The organism is Thermocatellispora tengchongensis (genome assembly GCF_014202315.1).
Classification (GTDB): Bacteria; Actinomycetota; Actinomycetes; order Streptosporangiales; family Streptosporangiaceae; genus Thermocatellispora; species Thermocatellispora tengchongensis.
Genome location: NZ_JACHGN010000003.1, coordinates 130,533 through 152,739, shown reverse-complemented (window position 1 = coordinate 152,739; position 22,207 = coordinate 130,533). Strand labels below are relative to the sequence as shown.

General features: G+C 72.5%; 12 protein-coding genes and 1 pseudogene. 4 read left to right on the top strand and 9 right to left on the bottom strand.

Features of this window, described 5'->3' with window-relative positions:
• Positions 1–6: 6 nt before the first annotated feature.
• The 4 genes from HNP84_RS07060 to dnaE form a co-directional block, all read right to left on the bottom strand.
• Positions 7–834 carry a carbohydrate ABC transporter permease gene (locus tag HNP84_RS07060; protein ID WP_185048582.1) on the bottom strand — a complete coding sequence of 276 codons (828 nt, stop codon included), beginning with the start codon at positions 832–834 and terminating at the stop codon, positions 7–9.
• On the bottom strand, positions 831–1,790 hold the full coding sequence (locus HNP84_RS55880; RefSeq protein ID WP_185048581.1) for a carbohydrate ABC transporter permease: 960 nt from the start codon (positions 1,788–1,790) through the stop codon (positions 831–833). The genes HNP84_RS07060 and HNP84_RS55880 overlap by 4 nt, the downstream gene beginning before the upstream one ends.
• Position 1,791: 1 nt before the next feature.
• Positions 1,792–3,039 carry an ABC transporter substrate-binding protein gene (locus HNP84_RS07050; protein ID WP_185048580.1) on the bottom strand — a complete coding sequence of 416 codons (1,248 nt, stop codon included), beginning with the start codon at positions 3,037–3,039 and terminating at the stop codon, positions 1,792–1,794.
• Between the two features lie 646 nt (positions 3,040–3,685).
• Positions 3,686–7,207 carry a DNA polymerase III subunit alpha gene (dnaE, locus tag HNP84_RS07045; RefSeq protein ID WP_185048579.1) on the bottom strand — a complete coding sequence of 1,174 codons (3,522 nt, stop codon included), beginning with the start codon at positions 7,205–7,207 and terminating at the stop codon, positions 3,686–3,688.
• Positions 7,208–7,474: 267 nt separating this feature from the next.
• Between dnaE and HNP84_RS07040 the strand changes: the two genes are divergently transcribed.
• The gene (locus HNP84_RS07040; RefSeq protein WP_185048578.1) at positions 7,475–8,875 is read left to right on the top strand and encodes an amino acid permease; all 1,401 of its coding nucleotides are present in this window, start codon (positions 7,475–7,477) and stop codon (positions 8,873–8,875) included.
• On the opposite strand, the gene HNP84_RS52635 is transcribed toward HNP84_RS07040, so the two are convergent.
• Together HNP84_RS52635 and HNP84_RS56675 are read right to left on the bottom strand one after the other, a co-directional pair.
• Positions 8,844–9,137, bottom strand: a complete 294-nt coding sequence (locus tag HNP84_RS52635) for a chorismate mutase (protein ID WP_246517944.1) — start codon at positions 9,135–9,137, stop codon at positions 8,844–8,846. The genes HNP84_RS07040 and HNP84_RS52635 overlap by 32 nt on opposite strands.
• Before the next feature lie 210 nt (positions 9,138–9,347).
• Positions 9,348–9,656: pseudogene (locus tag HNP84_RS56675) on the bottom strand (chorismate mutase); the annotation flags it as partial.
• 629 nt (positions 9,657–10,285) lie between these two features.
• On the opposite strand from HNP84_RS56675, the gene HNP84_RS07030 reads away from it, so the two are divergent.
• Both HNP84_RS07030 and HNP84_RS07025 read left to right on the top strand, forming a co-directional pair.
• Positions 10,286–13,759 carry a serine/threonine-protein kinase gene (locus HNP84_RS07030; RefSeq protein ID WP_185048577.1) on the top strand — a complete coding sequence of 1,158 codons (3,474 nt, stop codon included), beginning with the start codon at positions 10,286–10,288 and terminating at the stop codon, positions 13,757–13,759.
• An 82-nt stretch (positions 13,760–13,841) separates the two neighbouring features.
• Positions 13,842–15,722 carry a serine/threonine-protein kinase gene (locus HNP84_RS07025; RefSeq protein WP_185048576.1) on the top strand — a complete coding sequence of 627 codons (1,881 nt, stop codon included), beginning with the start codon at positions 13,842–13,844 and terminating at the stop codon, positions 15,720–15,722.
• A gap of 215 nt (positions 15,723–15,937) precedes the next feature.
• Here the strand turns inward: HNP84_RS07025 and HNP84_RS07020 are convergent, their stop codons facing one another.
• Genes HNP84_RS07020 through HNP84_RS07010 form a run of 3 tightly spaced genes read right to left on the bottom strand, consistent with a single transcriptional unit; the run spans position 15,938 to position 18,059 of the window.
• Positions 15,938–16,867 (bottom strand): RluA family pseudouridine synthase, encoded by a 930-nt coding sequence (locus tag HNP84_RS07020; protein ID WP_185048575.1) that lies wholly within the window; start codon positions 16,865–16,867, stop codon positions 15,938–15,940.
• Entirely contained in the window at positions 16,864–17,688 is an 825-nt protein-coding gene (gene lspA, locus HNP84_RS52630; protein ID WP_312924040.1) for a signal peptidase II, read from the bottom strand. Before lspA ends, HNP84_RS07020 begins: the two co-directional genes overlap by 4 nt.
• The gene (locus HNP84_RS07010) at positions 17,652–18,059 is read right to left on the bottom strand and encodes a TraR/DksA family transcriptional regulator (RefSeq protein WP_185048574.1); all 408 of its coding nucleotides are present in this window, start codon (positions 18,057–18,059) and stop codon (positions 17,652–17,654) included. Before HNP84_RS07010 ends, lspA begins: the two co-directional genes overlap by 37 nt.
• A gap of 508 nt (positions 18,060–18,567) precedes the next feature.
• On the opposite strand from HNP84_RS07010, the gene ileS reads away from it, so the two are divergent.
• Positions 18,568–21,759 (top strand): isoleucine--tRNA ligase, encoded by a 3,192-nt coding sequence (ileS, locus tag HNP84_RS07005; RefSeq protein WP_185048573.1) that lies wholly within the window; start codon positions 18,568–18,570, stop codon positions 21,757–21,759.
• The last annotated feature ends 448 nt before the right edge of the window (positions 21,760–22,207 follow it).

Here is a 22,207-nt window from a genome sequence, read left to right as displayed (position 1 = left end):
CGGGAATCAACTCTTGCTCGCGCCGGCGGTCAAGCCTCCGACGACGAAGCGCTGCAGGAACAGGAACGCCAGGAAGATGGGCAGCGCGACCACGGCGGAGACCGCCATGACGTCGTTCCAGCGGGTGCCGAACGCGTTGGTCAGCCCGGCGAGGACGACGCTGATCGGCTGCATCTCGTCCTTGGTGGTCAGGGCGAGCGCGAAGACGAACTCCCCCCAGGCGCCGAGGAAGCTCACCACGGCCACCGTGACGATGCCCGGCACCGTCACCGGCAGCGCGATGCGTACGAAGGCCGACCACTGGTTGCAGCCGTCCACGCGAGCGGCCTCGACCACCTCGCCGGGCACCGCCAGGAAGTAGGGCCGCAGCACGGTCACGGCGAGGGGCAGGGCCAGCGAGCAGTTGGCGAGCACCAGCCCGGTGTAGGTGTTCACGAGGTCCAGGTGGCTGAGGATGACGAACATGGGCAGCGCGACGTTGATCGCCGGAATCATCTGTACCACGAGGAACAGCAGCAGGAAGCCGTTGACGAACCGCAGCCGGAAGCGCGCCAGCCCGTACGCCGCCGGCATGGCCAGCGCCAGCGTGAGCACGGTCGTGGCCAGCCCGATCACGGTGCTGTTGGCCAGCCCGCGCAGCACTCCGGCGTGGGTCAGAACGCTGTCGGCGTACGCGGCGAACGACACCGGTGAGGGCACCAGGTCCGGCGGGCTGGCGAAGATGTCGCCGGGACGCTTCAGCGACGTCGCCACCATCCAGTACACGGGGACGACGTACAGCGCGGCCAGCAGCGTGCCGATCGCGGTGCTCAGCCAGGCGCGGCGGGAGGTCATGCCAGGTCCTCCTTCCTCAGCGCGCGGAAGTAGAACACGCTCAGCAGCAGCGGGATGAGCAGCATGACGGTGGTCGCGGCGGCTCCCGTGCCGAACCTGAAGAACTGGAACGCCTCCAGGTAGGCGTGGATGGGCAGGATGGTGGTCGCGTCACCGGGCCCGCCACGGGTCATCAGGTAGATCGTGTCGAAGGTCTTGAACGTGGTGACGAACAGCAACAGCAGGACCGTCATGTTCACCGGGCGCAGCATCGGCATCGTGATGCTCGTGAAACGGCGCAGCGCGCCCGCGCCGTCGATGCGCGCGGCCTCGTACAGGGTGGCCGGGATGTTCTGCAGGCCGGCCAGCAGCAGGATCATCGCGAACGGCGCCATCGTCCACACCGTGGCCAGGATCACCGCCGCCAGCGCCGTCACCGGTTCGACCAGCCAGAACACGCCGCGGTCGATCAGGCCGAGCCCGCCGAGGGCCGTGTTGACCAGCCCGTAGGTGCCGTCGAGCATCCAGCGCCAGATGTTGGCGCTGACGACGGTGGGCAGCACCCACGCCACCAGCAGGGCCGAGCGCATGAGGTTGCGGCCGGGGAAGCGGCGGTTGAGGAAGACCGCCATGGCCAGGCCGCAGCCGAAGGCCAGCCCGACGCTGAGCACGGTGTAGATCAGCGAGACGGCGAGCGCGTGGCGGAACTCCGGCCGGCCCAGCTCGGCGGCGTAGTTCCGCAGCCCGACGAAATCGCCGCCGCCGGCCACGATCTCCCGCAGGCCCACATCGCGGAAGCTGAGGTCGATGTTGTACGCCAGCGGGTACAGCACGGTCGCCGCGACGAAGAGCACCGCGGGCAGCACGAACAGGTACGCCGAGAGCGGCACCCGCCGCCGCGGCCGCGGGCTCACCCCCGCGACCACGGCGCGGCGCTTGCCGAGCAGCAGCGTCACCGCCTTCTCCTGGTTCGGCACGCTAGCCGGCCAGCGCCTTGTCGATCTTCTGCTGGGCCTGCGTCAAGGCGTCGGCCACACTCGCCGAGCCGCTGACCGCGGCCTGCAACGCTCCCTGGATGTGGGTGAACACCTCTCCCGCGGCGCCGGCCAGCTTGCCCTCGGGCACCCAGGCCGACTTGAGCTGCTCCTGGAAGACCGCCCGCGTCTCGTCCTGCCCGGCCGGGACGTCGAGGCGGGCCGGCAGCTTGTTGCGGTCGGGAAGGTACTCGGCCAGGACCTCGGGACGCTGCATCCACGTCATCACGTCCCAGGCGGCGTCGGGATCGCGGCTACCGGCCGTGATGGTCAGGTTCTCGGCCCCGAGCAGGGTCAGCCGCTGCTCGTCCTCGGGCAGCAGCGCCACCTTCCACTCCAGGTCGGGCTTCTCGGTGCGCAGCGTGCTGACGTACGTGGCCGAGTTGATCATCATCGCGGTCTGCTCGTTGGCGAACTGGTTCTTGACGTCCTCCTCGTTCCAGCCGAGCATGCCCTTGGACATGGCGCCGTCGTCCACCATCTCCTTGAACTGCGTCAGCGCCTCGTTCGCCTCGGGCGAGTCCACGTCGGCCACGTCGCCCCCGGCCGCGAGGATCCGGATGATCAGACCGGTGGCCCCCTCGTCGCCCTCGATGCCGCTCACCGCCAGCCCCTGCCGCCCGCCGGTCGCCAGCTTCTTCGCGGCCTCGGCCATCTCGTCCCACGTCCGCGGCGGCTCGACGCCGGCCTTGTCGAGCATCTTGGTGTTGTAGTAGACGGCGTACGCGTCGGCGAGGTGGGGCAGCCCGTACGTCTTGCCGCCCACCTGGGTCGTCCGCCAGCTCGCCGGGAAGAAGCCGTCCTTCTTGCCCCAGGCCGCGACCCGGTCGTCCAGTTCCTGGATGACGCCCGCCTCCACCATCGCCTCGGTGTGGAAGGCGTTGATCAGGGCGATGTCGGGAAGATCGCCACCCGCCGCGGACTGCAGCAGGGTGCGGGTGAAGTCGCCGAACGGGATGTGCCGGGGCTGGATGTCGACGCCAGGGTGCTCCTTCTCGTACCGCTCCACGAGCCGCACCAGTGCCGCCCCGGTCGCACTGTCCGGCGGGCCGTAGTAGTGCCACAGGCTCACCGTCTTGCCACCCTCGGCTGTCGAGGCGTCACCACCGGCCCCACCGCCGCAGCCCGCCACCAGCACGCCCGCCGCGAGCAGCGCCGCGGCACGACGGAACGAACGCCCACCGAATCTCATGAGGGCCCTCCCGTGTCATGGATCACTGAGAAGGGAAAATAGATCAGATATCTGATGTCCGTCAATGGCGTTACGGGCTTGTTACGCGCGGGTTAACGCAGGCCCGTTTCACCGGCCAGGACCGGGCCCGTGGTGGGCGAGCAGAGGCCTCCCGCCCTCCGCGCATGCGGACCACCGCCACCCCAGCGCGCATGCGGCCGTGGGTGTAGGCGCGCACGCACAGTCCGCGCATGCCGGGGCTGCGGGGGTACGCCGCGTGCGTGCAAGGCGGGCCCGAGGGGCCCCAGCAGGGAGTGGTGGGTGGGTCAGGTGGGTCAGCAGCCCACAGCACAGCGCGGCCGTGCGAGAACACACGGGCAGGCCGACATACCCGCCACGCGTGCACGGCCGCGCAAGTACACGCGAGCGGGCCGACATGCCCACCACCCGCACACGGCCGCGCGAGGACACGCGAGCGGGCCGGCATGTCCGTCACAGGCGCGCGGCCGCACGAGGACACACGGGGCGGGCCGGCACTATCCGCCATGCGCGCGCGGCCACGCGAGCGCGCCGGCACACCCAGCACCTGCGCGCGGCCGCGCGAGGGCATGTGGGCGGGCCGGCGTGTCCGTCACGGGTGCGCGGCCGCGCGGAGGTCAGGTGGGGGTCAGGCGCCCAGGCAGGCGGGGCCCAGGAGTTGTTTGAGGTCGCCCATCAGGGCCGGGGACGGGGTCACGCGGAGGCGGTCGTCGAGGCGGACGACGGTCGTCTTGGGGCCGTTGTGGACCTGGAGGTGGATCTCGGTGGTGCCGGGGTGGGTGGTCAGGACCTCCTTCAGGCCGGCGACCACGGGTGGGGTGCAGCGGTTGAGGGGGAGGCTGACCAGCAGGGGGCCGCCGGCCTCCTGGGAGAGGTCGGGGGCGGTGACCTCCATGGCGATGATCTTGGCGACGTCCTCGCGCTTGTCCAGGCGGCCCTTGACGAAGACGATCGCGTCCTCGGCGAGGACGGTGGAGCACAGTTGGTACGCCGACGGGAAGACCATGACCTCGATCGCGCCTTCGAGGTCCTCCAGGTTGCACAGGACCCAGGTGTCGCCCTTCTTGGTCACCTTGCGCTGCACGCCCGACAGGATGCCGCCGACCGTGACGACCTGGCCGTCGGGGCGGATCTCGTCCTGGAGGGCGGCGATGGAGCAGTCGGCGCCCTGGGCGAGGATGTGCTCGACGCCGAAGAGCGGGTGGTCGGAGACGTACAGGCCGAGCATCTCGCGCTCGAAGGTGAGCAGGGTGGTCTTGTCCCACTCGCCCGGGGGGATCTGCACGTCGAAGGTCTGGTCCTCGGTGCCCTCAATGGCGCCGAAGAGGGAGTCCTGGCCGATCGCCTCGTTCTTCTTGATGTCGATGATCGCATCGACGGCCTGCTCGTGCACCATGACCAGGCCCTTGCGGACGTGCCCGAACGAGTCGAACGCGCCGGCCTTGATCAGCGACTCGATGACGCGCTTGTTGCACACGATCGCGGGGACCTTGCGCAGGAAGTCCTTGAAGTCGGCGAAGCGGCCCTTGTCGCGGCGGGCGCTGATGATGCCGTCCACGACGTTGCCGCCGACGTTGCGGATCGCGGACAGGCCGAAGCGGATGTCGGTGCCGCGCGGGGTGAAGTCGAAGTCGGAGTCGTTGACGTCGGGCGGCAGGACCTTGATGCCCATGCGGCGGCACTCGTTGAGGTAGAGGGCCGACTTGTCCTTGTCGTCCTTGACCGAGGTGAGCAGGGCCGCCATGTACTCGGCGGGGTAGTTGGCCTTGAGGTAGGCGGTCCAGTAGGACACCAGCCCGTACGCCGCGCTGTGGGCCTTGTTGAAGGCGTAGTCGGAGAACGGGAGCAGGATGTCCCACAGGGTCTTGATGGCCTCGTCGGAGTAGCCGTTGGCCTTCATGCCGGCCTCGAAGGACTCGAACTGCTTGTCCAGCTCGGCCTTCTTCTTCTTGCCCATCGCGCGGCGCAGCAGGTCCGCTTTGCCGAGCGAGAACCCGGCGACCTTCTGCGCGATGGCCATGACCTGCTCCTGGTAGACGATCAGGCCGTAGGTCGTGCCGAGGATGTCGGCCAGGGACTCCTCGAACTCGGGGTGGATCGGCTCGATCTTCTGCTGGCCGTTCTTGCGCAGGGCGTAGTTGGTGTGGGAGTTGGCGCCCATCGGGCCGGGCCGGTAGAGGGCGCCGACCGCGGAGATGTCCTCGAAGTTGTCGGGCTTCATCAGCCGCAGCAGCGAGCGCATGCCGCCGCCATCGAGCTGGAACACGCCCAGGGTGTCGCCCCGCCCCAGCAGCTCGTACGTCTTGCGGTCGTCGAGCGGCACCTTCAGCAGGTCGATCATGGTGCCGGTGTTGGCCTCGATCATCTTCAGGCAGTCGTCGATGATCGTGAGGTTGCGCAGGCCCAGGAAGTCCATCTTCAGCAGGCCGAGCGTCTCGCAGGTCGGGTAGTCGAACTGCGTGATGATCGCGCCGTCGGAGTCGCGGCGCATGATCGGGATGTTGTCGGTCAGCGGCTCGGCCGACAGGATGACGCCGGCGGCGTGCACGCCGGTCTGCCGGATCAGGCCCTCCAGGCCCCGGCCGAGGTCGATGGCCGCCTTGACGTCGACGTCCTCCTCGTAGAGCTTGCGCAGCTCGCCGGCCTCGTTGTAGCGGGGGTGCTCGGGGTCGAAGATGCCGCTGAGCGGGATGTCCTTGCCCATCACGGCCGGCGGGAACGCCTTGGACACCTTGTCGCCCAGCGCGTAGGGGTAGCCGAGGACGCGCGCGGCGTCCTTGATGGCGGCCTTCGCCTTGATGGTGCCGAAGGTGGCGATCATGGCGACCTTGTCGGCGCCCCACTTCTCGGTGACGTAGCGGATCACGTCGCCGCGCCTGCGCTCGTCGAAGTCGATGTCGACGTCGGGCATGGACACGCGGTCGGGGTTGAGGAACCGCTCGAAGATCAGTCCGTGCGGGAGCGGGTCGAGGTCGGTGATGCCCAGCGCGTACGCCACCAGCGAGCCCGCCGCCGACCCTCGCCCGGGGCCGACGCGGATGCCGTTGCGCTTGGCCCACATGATGAAGTCGGCGACCACGAGGAAGTAGGACGGGAAGCCCATCTGCAGGATGATGTCGATCTCGTACTCGACCTGCTTGCGGTGCTCCTCGTCGGGGCCTTCGGGCCAGCGCCGGTGCATGCCCTCCCAGACCTGCTTGCGGAACCAGCTCTCCTCGGTCTCGCCCTCGGGCACCGGGAAGCTGGGCATCAGGTTCTTGTAGGTGAACATGCCCTCGGGATCGACCTTCTCGGCGACCAGGAGGGTGTTGCGGCAGCCCTCGGCCCACAGGTCGGAGGAGTCGATGGCCCGCATCTCGTCGGCGGTCTTGATGTAGTAGCCGGTGCCGTCGAAGCGGAAGCGGTCGGGGTCGGAGAGCTGCTTGCCGGTCTGGATGCACAGCAGGGCGTCGTGGCCGGCGGCGTCGGACTCGTAGGTGTAGTGGGAGTCGTTGGTGACCAGCGGCGGGATGCCCAGCTCCTTGCTGATCCTGGTCAGCCCGTCGCGGACGCGGCGCTCGATGTCGAGGCCGTGGTCCATGATCTCCAGGTAGTAGTTGTCCTTGCCGAAGATCTCCTGGTACTTCGCGGCGGCGGCCACCGCCTCGTCGTACTGGCCGAGGCGCAGCCTGGTCTGCACCTCGCCGGAGGGGCAGCCGGTGGTGGCCATGAGCCCCTCGCTGTGCTCGGCGAGCAGCTCGGTGTCCATGCGGGCCCACTTGCGGACGAAGCCCTCGGTGTAGGCGCGGGAGGTGAGCTTCATCAGGTTGTGCAGGCCGGTGCGGTTGCGGGCCCAGATGGTCATGTGGGTGTAGTAGCCGCCGGCGGAGACGTCGTCGCGCTTTTGGTGCGGCTCGCCCCACAGCACCGGCTTCTTGTTGTGCCGGGCCTCGGGCGCGACGTACGCCTCGATGCCGATGATCGGCTTGATGCCCGCCCCGGTCGCCTGCTTGTAGAAGTCGTAGGCGCCGTGCATGTTGCCGTGGTCGGTGATCGCGATGGCCGGCATGCCCAGCTCGCCGACCTGCTTGAACATCTGCTTGAGCCTCGCCGCACCGTCGAGCATGGAGTACTCGGTGTGGACGTGCAGATGGACAAACGACTCGCTCACGCGACCTCCTTCGTCAGCCGCGTGCGCTGAAACGCTGCGCTCGCTCACGCGGCTCCCTCGACTACCCCGTTGCCGATCGCCCGCCCGCGTGCGGGCGGGCTGACGATGAGCCTACGCGCGTTCTCCGCGGCTTTGGGCACACCTCGCCCTACAGTCTCAACCGTGACCTGTGACCGGCCGGTCACGGGCCAGGCACAGGGGCCTGAGCTGCGGGTTTACGGGGGGACATCGGTGGACGCGGCGAGAATCGAACATACGAGCGAGCCCATGAACGGAGGATACAGCCCCGCGCTGGGCAACCGCCAGGTGCAGATGATCGCGATCGGCGGGGCGATCGGGGTGGGGCTGTTCCTGGGGGCGGGCGGGCGGCTGGAGGCGGCGGGCCCGGCGCTGGTCCTGTCGTACGCCGCCGCCGGCGTGGCCGCGTTCTTCGTGATGCGGGCCCTGGGCGAGCTGGTGCTGTACCGGCCGACGTCGGGCTCGTTCGTGGACTACGCGCACACGTTCATCGGCCCCTGGGCGGGCTTCGCGACGGGCTGGATGTACTGGGTCAACTGGGCCGCCACCGGGGTGGCCGAGCTGACCGCCATCGCGACGTACGTCGCCAAGTGGGCGCCCGCGCTGCCGCACTGGATCACGGCGCTGGCGGCGCTGGCCGTGGTGCTGGCCGTCAACCTGCTGTCGGTGCGGGTGTTCGGGGAGCTGGAGTTCTGGTTCGCGCTGCTGAAGGTGCTGGCGATCGTCACGTTCCTGGTCGTGGGGCTGGCGCTGGTGGTGTTCTCGGTGGGCGGGGCGGGCGCGGGCAACCTGACCGCGCACGGCGGGTTCGCCCCGTCGGGGTTCCCGGTGGTGCTGATGAGCCTGCAGTCGGTGGTGTTCGCGTACGCGTCGATCGAGCTGGTCGGCATCGCGGCGGGCGAGACCAGGGACCCGCGGCGGGTGATCCCGAAGGCGGTCAACGCGGTGGTGTGGCGGATCGCGGTGTTCTACGTCGGGTCGGTGCTGCTGCTGGCGATGGTGCTGCCCTGGACGGCGTACGCGGCGGGCGAGTCGCCGTTCGTGACGGTCTTCTCCCGGCTGGGCGTGCCCGCGGCCGGCGACGTGATGAACCTGATCGTGATCACCGCCGCGCTGTCGTCGTGCAACTCGGGGCTGTACTCCACCGGCCGCATCCTGCGCGCGATGGCGCTGCGGGGCGAGGCGCCCGCGGCGACGGGGCGGATGAGCGGCCGGCACGTGCCGTACGGCGGCATCCTGTTCACCGCGGCCGTGTTCCTGGGCGGGGTCGCGCTGAACTACTTCGTGCCGCGCCAGGCCTTCGACATCGCCACCGCGGTCGCCTCGCTGGGGGTGGTCACGACGTGGGGGACCCTGGTGTACTGCCAGCTCCGGCTGCGCGCGGCGGCGCTGCGCGGCGAGCTGGAGCGCCCGGCGTTCCGGATGCCGGGCTCGCCGTGGACCAACTGGCTGACGCTGGCGTTCCTGCTGCTCGTGGTGCTGCTGATGGCGGTGGCCGACAGCGCGCAGCGTACGGCGTTCCTGCTGATCCCGGCCCTGGCCCTGGCGATCGCGCTGGGCTGGAGGGCGGTGTGCGCCCGCCGCCGCCGCGCCGTCCCCGGACCGGCCGCCGCGCCGGTCACGGAGACGCCCGGCGCTCCTCCTCGCTGAGGTCCAGGCCCGCCTCGATCACCGCGTTCATGATCGCCGCCAGGCGCGCCTCGCCGAGGCGGGGCGCGTGCCTGGCCATCGCGGCGACGAGGCGGCGCTCGCGCTCCATGTCGCGACCGGCGAACCCGCCGACCGGCTTGAGCCGCTGCACGACCCCGGCCAGCTCGGCGCGCCGCTCCAGGAGGGTGGCCAGCGCGGCGTCCACCCGATCGATCTCGGCCCGCGCCGCGGCGACCGAGCCGGGCCGTGACGGGCCGTCCAGGGGCGCGGTGACCGCGCGCACCAGCGTCGCCGTACGGCGGGCCGCCGCGGCGGTGCGGCCGTCGGCGCCGGGGGCGAGCACCAGGCCGTCCGCGCCCGCCGCGACCGCGGCGCCGGCCAGCCCGGCGTCCTCGCCCAGCCCGGCCAGCACGGGGCGGCCGGAGCGCTCCCTGGCGGCGCGCATCAGCCCGAGGTCGGGCGCCGTGCTCCCGTCGTGCGCGCGCCCGCCGGTCTCGCACAGCACCAGCAGGTCGTTGCCCTCGGCCTCGCACTCGCGGACGGTGGCCAGCCATTCGCCCAGGCTCGCGTGCGGCCCGCGCTGCACGATCACCGGCAGGCCGAGCCGGGCCGAGGCGCGCACCAGGACCAGGTCGCGGGTCCAGGCGGCGCCGACGATCACGCCGTCGGCCGTCTCGCGGATCGCGGCCAGGTCCGCGGGCGAGGACGGCTCTACCAGCAGCGGCCCCGCCCAGTGCCGGCGCGCCGCCTCCAGCGCCCCGGCCGAACCGGGCGCGCGCATGGTGATCCAGCCCACGTCCGGACGCCCGTCCGCGCCCGGGTCCGCCGCCGCGGCGCCGCCGTCCGGCGCCGGCGCGACGATGACGGCCTCGCCCGGGGCCCCGATCATCGCCTCGCCTATCGGCACGGTGCGAACCTCGTGGCTCCGGGGACGGGTTGTCGTGGTTGCGGGGGGTAGCGCCTCCGCGGCAGAGGACATAACTCTCGGCTCCTGACACTCGGCCGGTCGCCCGTCATGCGGCCGGCGCCCTGCGCGTGCCACCTGCGGCACTGGGGGTGAGAAACACAAAAGGCAGAGACGATGGCGTCTCTGCCTTGCCGGCTCCGGATGGTCGCTAGATCACGCGGCTGCGACCGGCCCTCCCGGAGCCGGCCTGATAAAGACGTGATAGCGGGTCATGCCTCCGACCTTAGGCCATGCCCCGGGTCGTCCGCCACTTGCGGGCGATAACCGCCCATATGGCCGACAATCGGAGAGCCAGTCGAAACAACCGCATACGGGAAGGCAACCGGCAGGTGTCAGGAAACCTTCCTGGTGCGGTCGCTCGCTATCCCCCGTTATGGAAGGATTTTGGACCTTGGGAAGGGGGTTGAAAGTCGGTGATGTCGGATGGGCAGCAAGGCGCACGCGTGGTCGCGGGGCGTTACCACTTACTCGCGCCCATCGGCCGGGGCGGCATGGGGGTGGTCTGGAGTGCCCACGACGACCTGCTCGACCGCACGGTGGCGATCAAGGAAGTGCGGTACGCCAGCGTCCTGGGCGATGAGGTCCAGCAGCTCAACCGCCGCACGATGCGGGAGGCCCGAGCCGCGGCGCGGCTGACCCACCCGAACGTGGTGGTCGTCCACGACGTGATCGAGGAGGACGGCCGGCCCTGGATCGTGATGCAGCTCGTGCACTCGCGCTCGCTCGGCCAGGTCATCCGCGAGGACGGCGTGCTCTCGCCGCGCCGCGCGGCCAAGATCGGCCTGGACGTGGTGGACGCGCTGCGCAGCGCGCACCGCGCGGGCGTGCTCCACCGCGACGTGAAGCCGGAGAACGTGCTGCTCGCCGACGACGGCCGGGTCGTGCTCACCGACTTCGGCATCGCCACCATGGAGGCCGAGACCTCGCTCACCATGACGGGCCTGGCGGGCACGCCCGCCTTCATCGCGCCCGAACGGCTCAAGGGCCGCCCCGCGCGCCGCGAGTCCGACCTGTGGTCGCTGGGCGCCACCCTGTACGCGGCCGTGGAGGGCCGTCCCCCGCACGACCGGGGCACCGCCATGGCCACCATGCACTCCGTGCTCAACGACCCGCCCGACCCGGCGCCCAACGCCGGGCCGCTGCTGGCCGTGATCGAGGGCCTGCTGGTCAAGGAGCCGGTGCAGCGCCTCACCCACGACGAGGCCGCGGAGATGCTGGAGCGGGTCATCGCCGGCGGCGCGCCCACCCGCACCTGGCCCGTCGTACGCCCGTCGGCCGCGCCGCCGCTCGGCCGCCCGGAGCCGGCCGTCCGGCGTCCCGAGCCCGCGCCCGGCCGCCCCGGGGCCGCCCCCAGGCCCCAGCCCCCCGCCCGCCCGGCCCCGCGCCCCCAGCCTCCTGCCCCGGCGCCGGAGCCGCCCCCGGTGCTGCCCCAGTTCCCGGTGACCGGCAACGCGGCCCCGATCCCCGCGCCCCCGGCGAAGGCGGCCCCGGCGCCCGCCCCCGCCGTCCCGGCCCCGGCCCCGTCTCCGGCTCCCGCTCCCGGGAAGCGGCGTCCGCCGTATCCGCCGCCGACGGCCCGGCCCGCCTCCGCGCCCAGGAAGGGCGCCGGCCCCGCGTCGGCGCCGGCCAAGGGCAGGGTGCCGCAGGACGGGGCCGCCCAGGCCGAGGTCACCCCCTCGGCGCAGGCGGCGGCCGACACGGACGAGTCCACGACCGAGACCAAGCCGCGCACCGGCGGGGCCAGGCCCAAGACCCTGCCCCTCTCCACGCCCGCGCCGTCCGCCCGGCCCCCGGCGGCCGAGGAGCCCGCCGCCGACGAGCCGGCCGCCGACGCGCCCGAGGCGGCGGCCCCGGCCAAGCCCGCCGCCAAGCCGAAGCGGACCACGACGGCCAAGCCGAAGGCCGCCAAGAAGACCGTGGCCACGCCCACGCCGGCGGCCGAGCCGGAGACGGCGTTCGTCAAGCCCGAGACGCCTGCGGCGAGGGACGACGTCTCGGCGGGCGAGGCCGTGCGGGACCCCGCCGTCGTACAGGAGCCCGCGGAGGACGCGCCCGAGGAGGCGACCGCGGACGCCGCCACCGCTCCGGAGCTCGCGCCCCCCGCGCCCGGCGCCGCCGCCCTCGAGGCCGAGCCGGCGCAGGCACAAGACGGCGCTCAGGATGGCGCACAGGACGGTGCGCCGGACGCCGAACTGGAACTCGACCCGCCGACCCGCCCGAAGGTGCGCAAGGGGACCAAGGCCAAGCCCCTCCCCGCCACCGGCGCCACCGTACGGCCCAAGACCACCACCGGCCCCGCCACCGACGGGACCGGCACGGGCACGACAGCGGACGCCGAAACCGGCACGAGCACGGCGGGGGACGCGGGCACCGCCGCCACGCCTGGTGCGGCCTCCGCCACCGGGACCGGCACGAGCGCGCGAGCCACCGCGACCGGCGCCACGGCCGATCCGAAGGCCGCCACCGGCACGACCTCCGCCACCGGCGGCACCGGAACGGGCACGGCACGGGACGCCGGGACCGACGACGCCGGCGATGCCGGGGGCACCAGGGGCACCGGGGGCACCAGGGGCACCGGGGGCACCGAGGGCACCGAGGGCGCGGTCTCCGCCGCCGGAGCGACCGGGACGGCCGGCATGCTCGCCGAGCCCGGCGACACCGGGGATCTCGGGGACGCGGCCGGGGATGATGAGGGCGACGCGCGCACCGCCGGTACGGGCACCGATGCCGCCCCCCTCCCCCAGGAGCCGGAAGCCGGGTCCGTGGAGGAGCCGGGGGAGGGCGCGGAGCCGGGGCTGGACACCTCGACCAAGCTGCTCGGGAGCGGGAAGCGTCCGCCCAAGCCGCGGTCGAAGCCCATGCCGCTGCTGCCGCCGCCGGTGGGGCCGCCGCCCGCGCGGACGCCCGTGACCCCCGTGCCTCCCCCGCCTCCGCCGCTGCGGCACGCGCCGGGGTTCGGCCGGGACGAGCCCGCGCCCACCACGGTGGCGCCGGCGTTCCAGGACGAGATCGGGATGAGGACGTACGCGGGGCGGCCCGGCACGGGCAGGCGGATCGTGGGCGCGATCCGGCGGATCGATTTCGGCGACCCCGCCAGCCTGCGCCGCGTGGCCCGCTCGCGGCCGGTCAGGAAGGCGCTGCCGGTGGTGCTGCTCGCCATCCTGGTGGTGGCGGTCCTGGCGGCGTGGCTGGGCATGCGCAGCGGCTCGGCCGGGACCGGCGCGGCGGGGGCCCCCGAGGTCACCACGGTGGCGTCCGCGACTCCGGCGGGCACCGGCCAGACGGCCGACGCCGCCGGCCCGGCGGGCACGGACGCCTCCCCCACGTCCGATCCGAGCGACGAGGCCGGCGATGACGCCGACAAGACCGAGGAGACTGAGAAGGACGCCCCCGCCGACGGGGACGCGGCCGGGGAGGAGAAGGAGGACGAGGCCGAGGAGAGCCCGGCGCAGGGGGAGGACGCGCTCCCCGAGGGCTGGCGGATGTACCGCGACAGGATGGGCTTCCAGGTCGGCCTGCCCAAGGGCTGGGACGTGTACAAGCGCGGCGGGCGCCAGGTCTGGTTCCGCGGCCCCGGCCCCGGGAGGGGCAGCTTCCTGCTGGTCGAGGAGGCCGCGGAGACCCGTCCCGACCCGGTGAAGGACTGGCGCGAGCAGGAGAAGTCCGCCCGGCCGAGGTTCCCCGGCTACGAGCGGGTCAAGATCGAGAAGGTGGACTACATGAAGGCCGCGGCCGACTGGGAGTTCACCTGGCGGACCAGCTCGGGCCGCGCCCACGTGCGCAACCGGGGCTTCCTCACCGACACCGGGCGCGGGTACGCGCTCTACTGGCACACCCCCGCCTCCACCTGGAAGGACGACCTGCGCTACTTCGACGGGTTCGCGGCGACGTTCGTACCGGCCGGGAAGAAGAAGTGACGAACACGGCGGAACCGGCCCCCTACCTGCGGCCCGGTTCCGCCGTCGCATGTCACCCGCGCGCTCGGGTAGCTCGTCCCCCATGTCTGATTCTCGGGAGGCGGACAACGTGGTGGGCGGCCGTTACCGCCTGCTGCAGCCGATCGGACGCGGCGGCATGGGCACCGTGTGGCGCGCGCACGACGAGGTGCTCGGCAGGGACGTCGCCCTCAAGGAGATCACTCCCCCGCCCGACCTCGGCGGTCATGAGCGGGAGACCTTCATACACCGCACGTTCCGGGAGGCCAGGGCCGCCGGCCGGGTGAGCCATCCCGGCGTCGCCGCGGTATACGACGTCGTACAGGACCGGGGCCATCCCTGGATCGCCATGGAGCTGCTGCCCTCGCGCACGCTGGGGACGGTGGTCCGCGAGGAGGGCAGGCTGGCCCCGCCCCGGGCGGCCGGGATCGGCGCGCAGATCCTGGCCGCGCTGGTGGCCGCGCACCGGGCGGGCGTGCTGCACCGCGACGTGAAGCCGGAGAACGTGATGATCGCCGACAACGGGCGGGTGGTGCTCACCGACTTCGGCATCGCCACCGTGGAGGGCGATCCCTCGGTGACGCGCACCGGCGCGCTCATCGGCACCCCGGCCTTCATCGCGCCCGAGCGGGCGGCGGGCGGCCCGGCCGAGCGCGCCTCGGACCTGTGGTCGCTGGGTGTCACCCTGTACGTCGCGGTGGAGGGCCGGGTGCCGTTCGAGCGCCCGCACGCCCTGGCGACGCTGGCCGCGGTGCTGCACGACGAGCCCGCGCCGTTCGTGCACGCCGGGCGGCTCGCCCCGGTGATCGCCGGGCTGCTGCGCAAGGACCCCGCCGAGCGGACCACCGCGGAGGAGCTGGCGCCGCTGCTGAGCGCCGTCGCGAGCGGGTACGTCCCGCAGTCCACCGCGCCCATCTCGCCGGTCGCGCCGGTCGCACCCATGGCGTCCGGGGCTCTCGCCGCCGAGGCGCCGCCGGGCCGGCGCGCGGGCGGGCGTGGCAGGGCTCGTACGCGGGACACCCCGGGACGCATCCCGGCCGTGCCGGCCCAGCGGCGAGCGGGCGACGGCACCGGCCGTGCCGCCGCCCAGGGAGACGGAGCCCCCGCCTGGCCGCTAGCCGTACCGCGCCCCAGGCCGGGGGGCCCGCAGGGGCGCGAGATCCCAGAGGCCCTGGGCTCCCCCGGCTCCGCCGCCGGCTGGTCGTCCGACGCGGAGACGCCACCCGAGCGGCGGCCCACGGGCGCGGTCGCGCTGCGCGAGGGGACCGCCCCGGCCAGGCCGCGCCCGATGCCCCGCAAGCGCGGGCCGCAGTCCCGGACCTCGGGAGGCCGCCCATCGGGAGCCGGCGGACGCGGCACGGGACCGCGGGCCAGGCGCGGGAGCCCGGCCCGGCCCGCGCCCCGCGCCCCGGCGGTCGCCGGGCTGATCGGGCTGATCATGGCCGTGGGCATGATCAGCGGCGCGGCGTCCTGGTTCCTGACGCCGTCGCAGCAGCAGGGCACCCCTCAGGTCGTGCCGCAGATCGTCGGCACGCGGGACCCGGGAGTCACGGGCACTCCCTCCGAGAGCCCGTCCGACACCTCCACGACCGAGCCGACGGACCCGCCGCCCACCGACCGGCAGGTGGGCCAGACGACCGGCCCGACCCAGTACGGCGGCCCCACCGAGAGCGACCGGCGGACGGACGAGGACGAGGGCGAGACCGGGGAGCGGACGAGACCGCAGGACGAGCGGGCCGACGAGCAGCAGGACGATAAGTCCGGCAAATCCAACAAGCCCGACAAGTCCGGCAAGTCGGAGGACTCGAAGCGGCCAGAGAAGTCAGACAAGTCCGAGAAGACGAACAAGTCGGACAAGTCGAAGAAGCAAAAGGCCCCACAGGACTCCGACGACCCCGACCAGGTGCCCCCCGCCCCACCCGCCGCCGAGGACGATGCCGGATAGGCCCTTCCACGAGACGTGCCCCGGCACGCTCGGCATTGGGTGGTGAGCAGTCGCGATGAGCACGCGCGGTGCGCGTGCCGTGAGCACGCGCCGGTATGTCAGCCACTCGCGGAGGCATGCCTCAGCGCGCATCGTGAGCGCGCGTCAGCACATGTCAGCACTGGCGGGGGGGGCACGTCGACCGTGCGGCCGGGCGATCGTGGTGAGAGCGGGGGTCAGCTCTCGTCGCGGGCTCGGTCCAGGGCGGCGGCGAGGTCGGCGGGATAGTCGCTGGTGAACGTGACCCACTCCCCCGTGCCCGGGTGCTCGAAGGACAGCGAGACGGCGTGCAGCCACTGCCGGGACACGCCCAGCCGGGCGGCCAACGTGGGGTCGGCGCCGTAGAGCATGTCGCCGACGCAGGGGTGGCGCAGTGCGGCCATGTGCACCCGGATCTGGTGGGTGCGGCCGGTCTCCAGCTTGATGTCCAGCAGGCTCGCGGCCCGGAACGCCTCGACGGTGTCGTAGTGGGTCACCGACGGCTTGCCTCCGGCCACCACCGCGAAGCGGCCGTCGCCGGACGGGTGGCGGTCGATCGGCGCGTCCACCGTGCCGCGCAGCGGGTCGGGGTGGCCCTGGACCAGCGCGTGGTAGCGCTTGTCCACCGTGCGCTCCTTGAACGCGCGCTTGAGCGCCGAGTAGGCCGACTCGCTCTTGGCCACGACCATCACGCCGGTGGTGTTGGCGTCGAGGCGGTGCACGATGCCCTGGCGCTCGGCGGCGCCGCTGGTGGAGACGCGGTGCCCGGCGCCGAGCAGGCCGCCGAGCACGGTGGGGCCGGTCCAGCCCACGGTGGGGTGGGCGGCGACGCCGATCGGCTTGTCCACCACGACGATGTCGTCGTCCTCGTGCAGGATCTTCATGCCGGGCACGGGCTCGGCCACCGGCATGGGCGTGGTGGGCGGCGGCGGGAGGGTGACCTCCAGCCAGGCGCCCGCCCGTACGCGGTCGGACTTGCCGGCCGAGCTGCCGTCGACCAGCACGTCGCCGGCCACGATCAGCTCGGCGGCGCGGGTGCGGGAGAAGCCGAACAGCCGTGAGATGGCGGCGTCGAGCCGCTCGCCCTCCAGCCCGTCGGGCACGGGCAGGCTGCGTACGTCGCTCACTTCTCGTCCCCCGTGTGGCGGGTGCCGTCGATCTGGTAGCCGCGCCAGGCGAGGAAGACGGCCAGGATACCGCCGCAGACGATCGACGAGTCGGCGACGTTGAAGATCGGGAAGTGCGTGGCCGGGAAGACCTGGATGAAGTCCACCACGTGGCCCTGGAACGGCGCGGGCGAGCGGAAGACGCGGTCGGTCAGGTTGCCGAACGCGCCGCCGAGCAGCATGCCGAGCGTGATCGCCCAGGGCAGGCTGCGCAGGTTGCGCGCGGTGCGCAGGATCGCGATCACGACACCGGCGGCGATGATCGTGAAGACGATCGTCATGCCGGTGCCGATGCTGAAGGCGGCGCCGGAGTTGCGGATCACCCGGAGCTGGACGTACTCGCCGATGACCTGGACCGGTTCGCCGCCCTCGATGTACTCCACGACGAGGATCTTGCTCACCAGGTCCGCGATGTAGATGCAGGCCGCCAGGACGGCCAGCACCCCCAGCCGCCGCGCCCGCGCGACCGCTCCGCCTCCCGCGGCGCCGCTGCCGTCGCCATCGCCGGCGCTGTCGCCAGCGATGGCGTCGGCGTCGGCGCTCGCGTCTCCGGCCGGCTCGGTGGCCGCCGGGGTCTCCGGAGCCGCCGTGAGCGTGCCGCCGGTCTCGCCGGCCTCAACGGTCTCAGCCGCCTCACCGGCGGCGCCGGAGGGCTTCTCCTCGGGCCGCTCCTGCCCGGCGAGCGGGGGGCGATGCTCGCCGGAGGAGGGGGCCGTCTGCGCGCCGCGCCCGGCCGTGCCGTCGCTCAGCGGCGCTCCTCCCGCTGCTTGCAGGCCACGCACAGCGTCGCCCTCGGGAACGCTTGCAGCCGTTCCTTGCCGATCGGCTTGTGGCACGATTCGCACACTCCGTAAGTCCCTGCGTCGATCCGGGCGATCGCCCGCTCGGTCTGCGCGAGCAGGTCGCGCGAATTCAGGGTAAGGGCGATCTCACGTTCGCGCTCATACGTCTTGGCCCCGGCATCGGCCTGGTCGTCGCCGGCGCCCTCGGTGATGTCGCCAGAGGCGATCTGCGACTCCGCCCGGTCGATGTCGGCGCGCAGCGCCTCGATCTCGCCGTTGAGGCGGTCGCGTACGGCCGCGAGTTCCTCTTCCGTCCACACGCTCTCGTCCTGCGCGGACGGGCTCTTGCCGGCATGCGCGGCTGTGGCCATGGCGGCCTCCTAGCAGATCAAGCTGGTCAACGGTGCGGGCAGCATAGGGGCGTGGACAACCGAACAGCAAATGACTCGCCGGGACATTTACCCCTCCTGTGGAAAGACACCCCGTTAGGGCACGTCCTTCTCATTGCCCCCTACCTGTCCCCGCCCGCCCTGTTCTGCCCACAGGTCCCGCACCGGAAACCGGGAAGCTTCGGGGCCCGGGGTGCGTTATCGTTTTAAGCTGCAAGGCGCTGATGGGGACGAGTACCTCCGTGCCACCTCGCGCGAGCGACCCGGGGACGGTGTGAGCCCGGGGCGAGAGCCGGAGAGAAGATCACCCCGGAGCCGCCGGAAGAACGGCCCGCACCCCGGGCTCAGTAGAACCGGCCGCAGGAACAATGAGAGGGCCCTCCCGGTCACGCCGGGGCGGTCAAGGAGGGTGGTACCGCGGAGCCCAGGCGGCTTCGTCCCTCCGCGCAACGGCAAGCCAGGCAGCTTTCGCGTGGAGGTCCCGCCCACGATGTCCTCAGCATCGTCAGCGTCACAAGCGTATTTCCGGCCGCTCCCGGCCCAGGTCGATCTGCCCGCGCTCGAACGCGAGGTGCTCGACCGGTGGCGCGACGGCAAGGTGTTCGAGCGCTCGATCGAGCAGAACGCCGACAAGCCGTCCTGGGTCTTCTACGAGGGCCCGCCCACCGCGAACGGCCTGCCCGGCGTGCACCACGTCGAGGCCCGCGTCTTCAAGGACGTCTTCCCCCGCTACCGCTCCATGCGCGGCTACAACGTGCCCCGCAAGGCCGGCTGGGACTGCCACGGCCTGCCCGTCGAGGTGGCCGTGGAGAAGGAGCTGGGCCTGTCCGGCAAGCCGCAGATCGAGGCGTACGGCATCGCCGAGTTCAACGCCAAGTGCCGCGAGTCGGTGCTGCGGCACGTGGACGCGTTCGAGGAGATGACCGAGCGCATGGGCTACTGGGTGGACACCACCCAGGCGTACCGGACCATGGACCCCTCCTACATCGAGGCGGTCTGGTGGTCGCTGAAGGCCATCTGGGACAAGGAGCTGCTGTTCCGCGACTTCCGGATCACGCCGTACTGCCCGCGCTGCGGCACCGGCCTGTCCGACCACGAGCTGGGCCAGCCCGGCGGGTACGAGACCGTCTCCAGCCCCTCGGTGTACGTGCGCATGCCGGCCACCTCGGGCCCGCTCGCCGAGCTGGGCGCCTCGCTGCTGATCTGGACCACCACCCCGTGGACCCTGGTGTCCAACACCGCGGTGGCGGTGCACCCCGACGTGACCTACGTCGCCGCCCGCCCCGCCGGCTCCGACGAGGTGCTCGTGGTGGCCGAGCCGCTGCTCGCCTCGGTGCTGGGCGACGACGCCGAGCGGGTCGCCGAGTTCCCCGGCACCGAGCTGGAGCACACGACGTACCGGCGGCCCTTCGAGCTGGTGGACATCCCGGCGGCCCACTACGTCGTGCTCGCCGACTACGTCACCGTCGAGGACGGCACCGGCCTGGTGCACCAGGCGCCCGCGTTCGGCGCCGACGACATGACGATCTGCAAGCGCTACGGCCTGCCCGTCGTCAACCCGATCGGCCCCGACGGCCGCTTCCTGCCCGACGTCCCCATGGTGGGCGGCCGGTTCTTCAAGGACGCCGACGAGGAGCTGACCGCCGACCTGCGCGAGCGCGGGCTGCTGTTCCGCGGCGGCCACTTCGAGCACAGCTACCCCCACTGCTGGCGCTGCCACACGCCGCTGCTGTACTACGCGCTGCCGTCCTGGTACATCCGCACCACCGCGATCAAGGACCGGCTGCTTGAGGAGAACGAGCGCACCAACTGGTTCCCGCCCACGATCAAGAACGGCCGCTACGGCGAGTGGCTGCGCAACAACGTCGACTGGGCGCTGTCGCGCTCCCGCTACTGGGGCACGCCGCTGCCGCTGTGGGTGTGCACCGCCGACGAGTCGCACGTGACCTGCATCGGCTCGCTGGCCGAGCTGAGCCGGCACGCCGGGCGCGACCTGTCGGCCCTCGACCCGCACCGGCCGTACGTGGACGACGTCACCTTCGACTGCCCGACCTGCGGCAACCTGGCCAAGCGGGTGCCCGACGTGATCGACGTCTGGTACGACTCCGGCGCGATGCCGTTCGCCCAGTTGGGCGCGCCGCACGTGAACAAGGAGCAGTTCGAGCGCGACTACCCGGCCCAGTTCATCTGCGAGGCCATCGACCAGACCCGCGGCTGGTTCTACTCGATGATGGCGGTCGGCACGCTGGTCTTCGACCGCTCCTCCTACGAGAACGTGCTGTGCCTGGGGCTGATCCTGGCCGAGGACGGCCGCAAGATGAGCAAGCACCTCGGCAACGTGCTGCAGCCGATGCCGCTGATGGAGCAGCACGGCGCCGACGCGCTGCGCTGGTTCATGGCCTGCAACGGCTCCCCGTGGTCGCCGCGCCGCGTCGGCCACGGCCCGCTTGAGGAGATCGTCCGCAAGGTCCTGCTCACCTACTGGAACACCGCCTCGTTCCTGGTCCTGTACGCCAACGCCGAGTCCTGGTCCCCGGCCAAGCTGCGGGAGGCGCCGGCGTACGGGGAGCGCCCGCTGCTGGACCGCTGGGCGCTGGCCGAGCTGCACCGCACGGTGGCCGAGGTCACCGAGGCGATGGAGGAGTTCGACACCGCCCGCGCCGGCCGCCGGCTCGCCGCCTTCCTCGACGACCTGTCCAACTGGTACGTACGCCGCTCGCGCCGCCGCTTCTGGAACGGCGAGACCTCGGCGTTCGCCACGCTGTACGAGTGCCTGGAGACCGTCACCCGGCTCATGGCGCCGATCACCCCGTTCCTGACCGACTACGTGTGGGACGTGCTGCGTGACGAGGACGCCCCCACCTCGGTGCACCTGACCACCTGGCCGGTCGCCGACGAGTCGCTGCTCGACCCGGCGCTGTCGGAGCAGATGGCCCTGGTGCGCCGCCTGGTGGAGCTGGGCCGCTCGGCCCGCGCCTCCTCCGGCGTCAAGACCCGCCAGCCCCTCGGCCGCGCCCTGGTCGGCGCCCCGGGCTGGGCCGCGCTCTCCCCCGAGCTGCGCGCCCTGATCGCCGACGAGCTGAACGTGCAGAAGCTGGAGGACCTGTCCGGCTTCTCCGCCGACCTGGTCTCGTTCACGGTCAAGCCCAACTTCCGGGCTCTCGGCAAGCGGTTCGGCCCGCAGACCAAGCTGGTCGCCGGCGCGGTCTCCGCCGCCGACCCGTCCGCGGTGGCCGCCACCCTCCGCTCCGGTGGCACGGTCACCCTCGACGCCCCCGAGGTCGGCACCGTCGAACTCGGCCCCGACGACCTGATCGTCACCGAACAGCCCAAGTCGGGCTGGGCGGTCGAGACCGGCGCCGTGGACACCGGCACCGGCGAGACCGTCGCCCTCGACCTGGCCATCACCGACGACCTGCGCCGCACCGGCCTGGCCCGCGAGGTGATCCGCCTGGTCCAGGAGGCCCGCAAGTCCACCGGCCTATCGATCACCGACCGCATCGACCTGTGGTGGTCCACCCCCGACGCCGACCTGGCCGAGGCCCTGACCGCCCACGCCCCCACCATCAGCGAGGAGGTCCTGGCCTCCTCCTTCACCCAGGGCGAGGAACCCGGCCTCACCCCCCACCGCGACGAGGACCTGAACCTGACCTTCCAGCTCCGCCTCGCCCCGTCCGCGTAACGCGGACCAGCGACACCGAAAGGGTGGGCGCCATCTCGGCGCTCACCCTTTCGTCATCCCCTTCCCCATCGGCCCCAGCGCGCGCCTCCACGGACCCGCGCCGCCCCGACGACCTGCCACGGAGCGATCACGGCACGCATGCCGCCGCCTCCACCTCACTCCACCCGACGGCTCCGCCCGCACACATGCGTGTCAAAGCCCGGAGGTGTCCGGGAACGGTGGATCTTCCAGGGGTGGATGCCGGAACCTGCGGAAAGGCGACGCCCTCCCGCCGCCTCCTCCCGAACGGGACACCCTGGGCATATGCGCGTCCCCGTGAGCCCGCAGCCGACGCGGGCGTCGCCCTGGCAGCCGACGCACAGGCTCACGGGCACGGGTCGCCACGGAGTTCGGCGAGGCATGCCTGCCGGCGAGCGTGGGCGCCTCAGATCGGGGCCCGCCTGAGGCC

Coding starts and splice junctions, on each gene's coding strand:
- HNP84_RS07040 (WP_185048578.1), top strand. CDS start 7,475: ATGAACGGAGGATACAGCCCCGCGCTGGGCAACCGCCAGGTGCAGATG.
- HNP84_RS07025 (WP_185048576.1), top strand. CDS start 13,842: ATGTCTGATTCTCGGGAGGCGGACAACGTGGTGGGCGGCCGTTACCGC.
- HNP84_RS07060 (WP_185048582.1), bottom strand. CDS start 834: ATGACCTCCCGCCGCGCCTGGCTGAGCACCGCGATCGGCACGCTGCTG.
- HNP84_RS07050 (WP_185048580.1), bottom strand. CDS start 3,039: ATGAGATTCGGTGGGCGTTCGTTCCGTCGTGCCGCGGCGCTGCTCGCG.
- HNP84_RS07010 (WP_185048574.1), bottom strand. CDS start 18,059: ATGGCCACAGCCGCGCATGCCGGCAAGAGCCCGTCCGCGCAGGACGAG.
- ileS (WP_185048573.1), top strand. CDS start 18,568: ATGTCCTCAGCATCGTCAGCGTCACAAGCGTATTTCCGGCCGCTCCCG.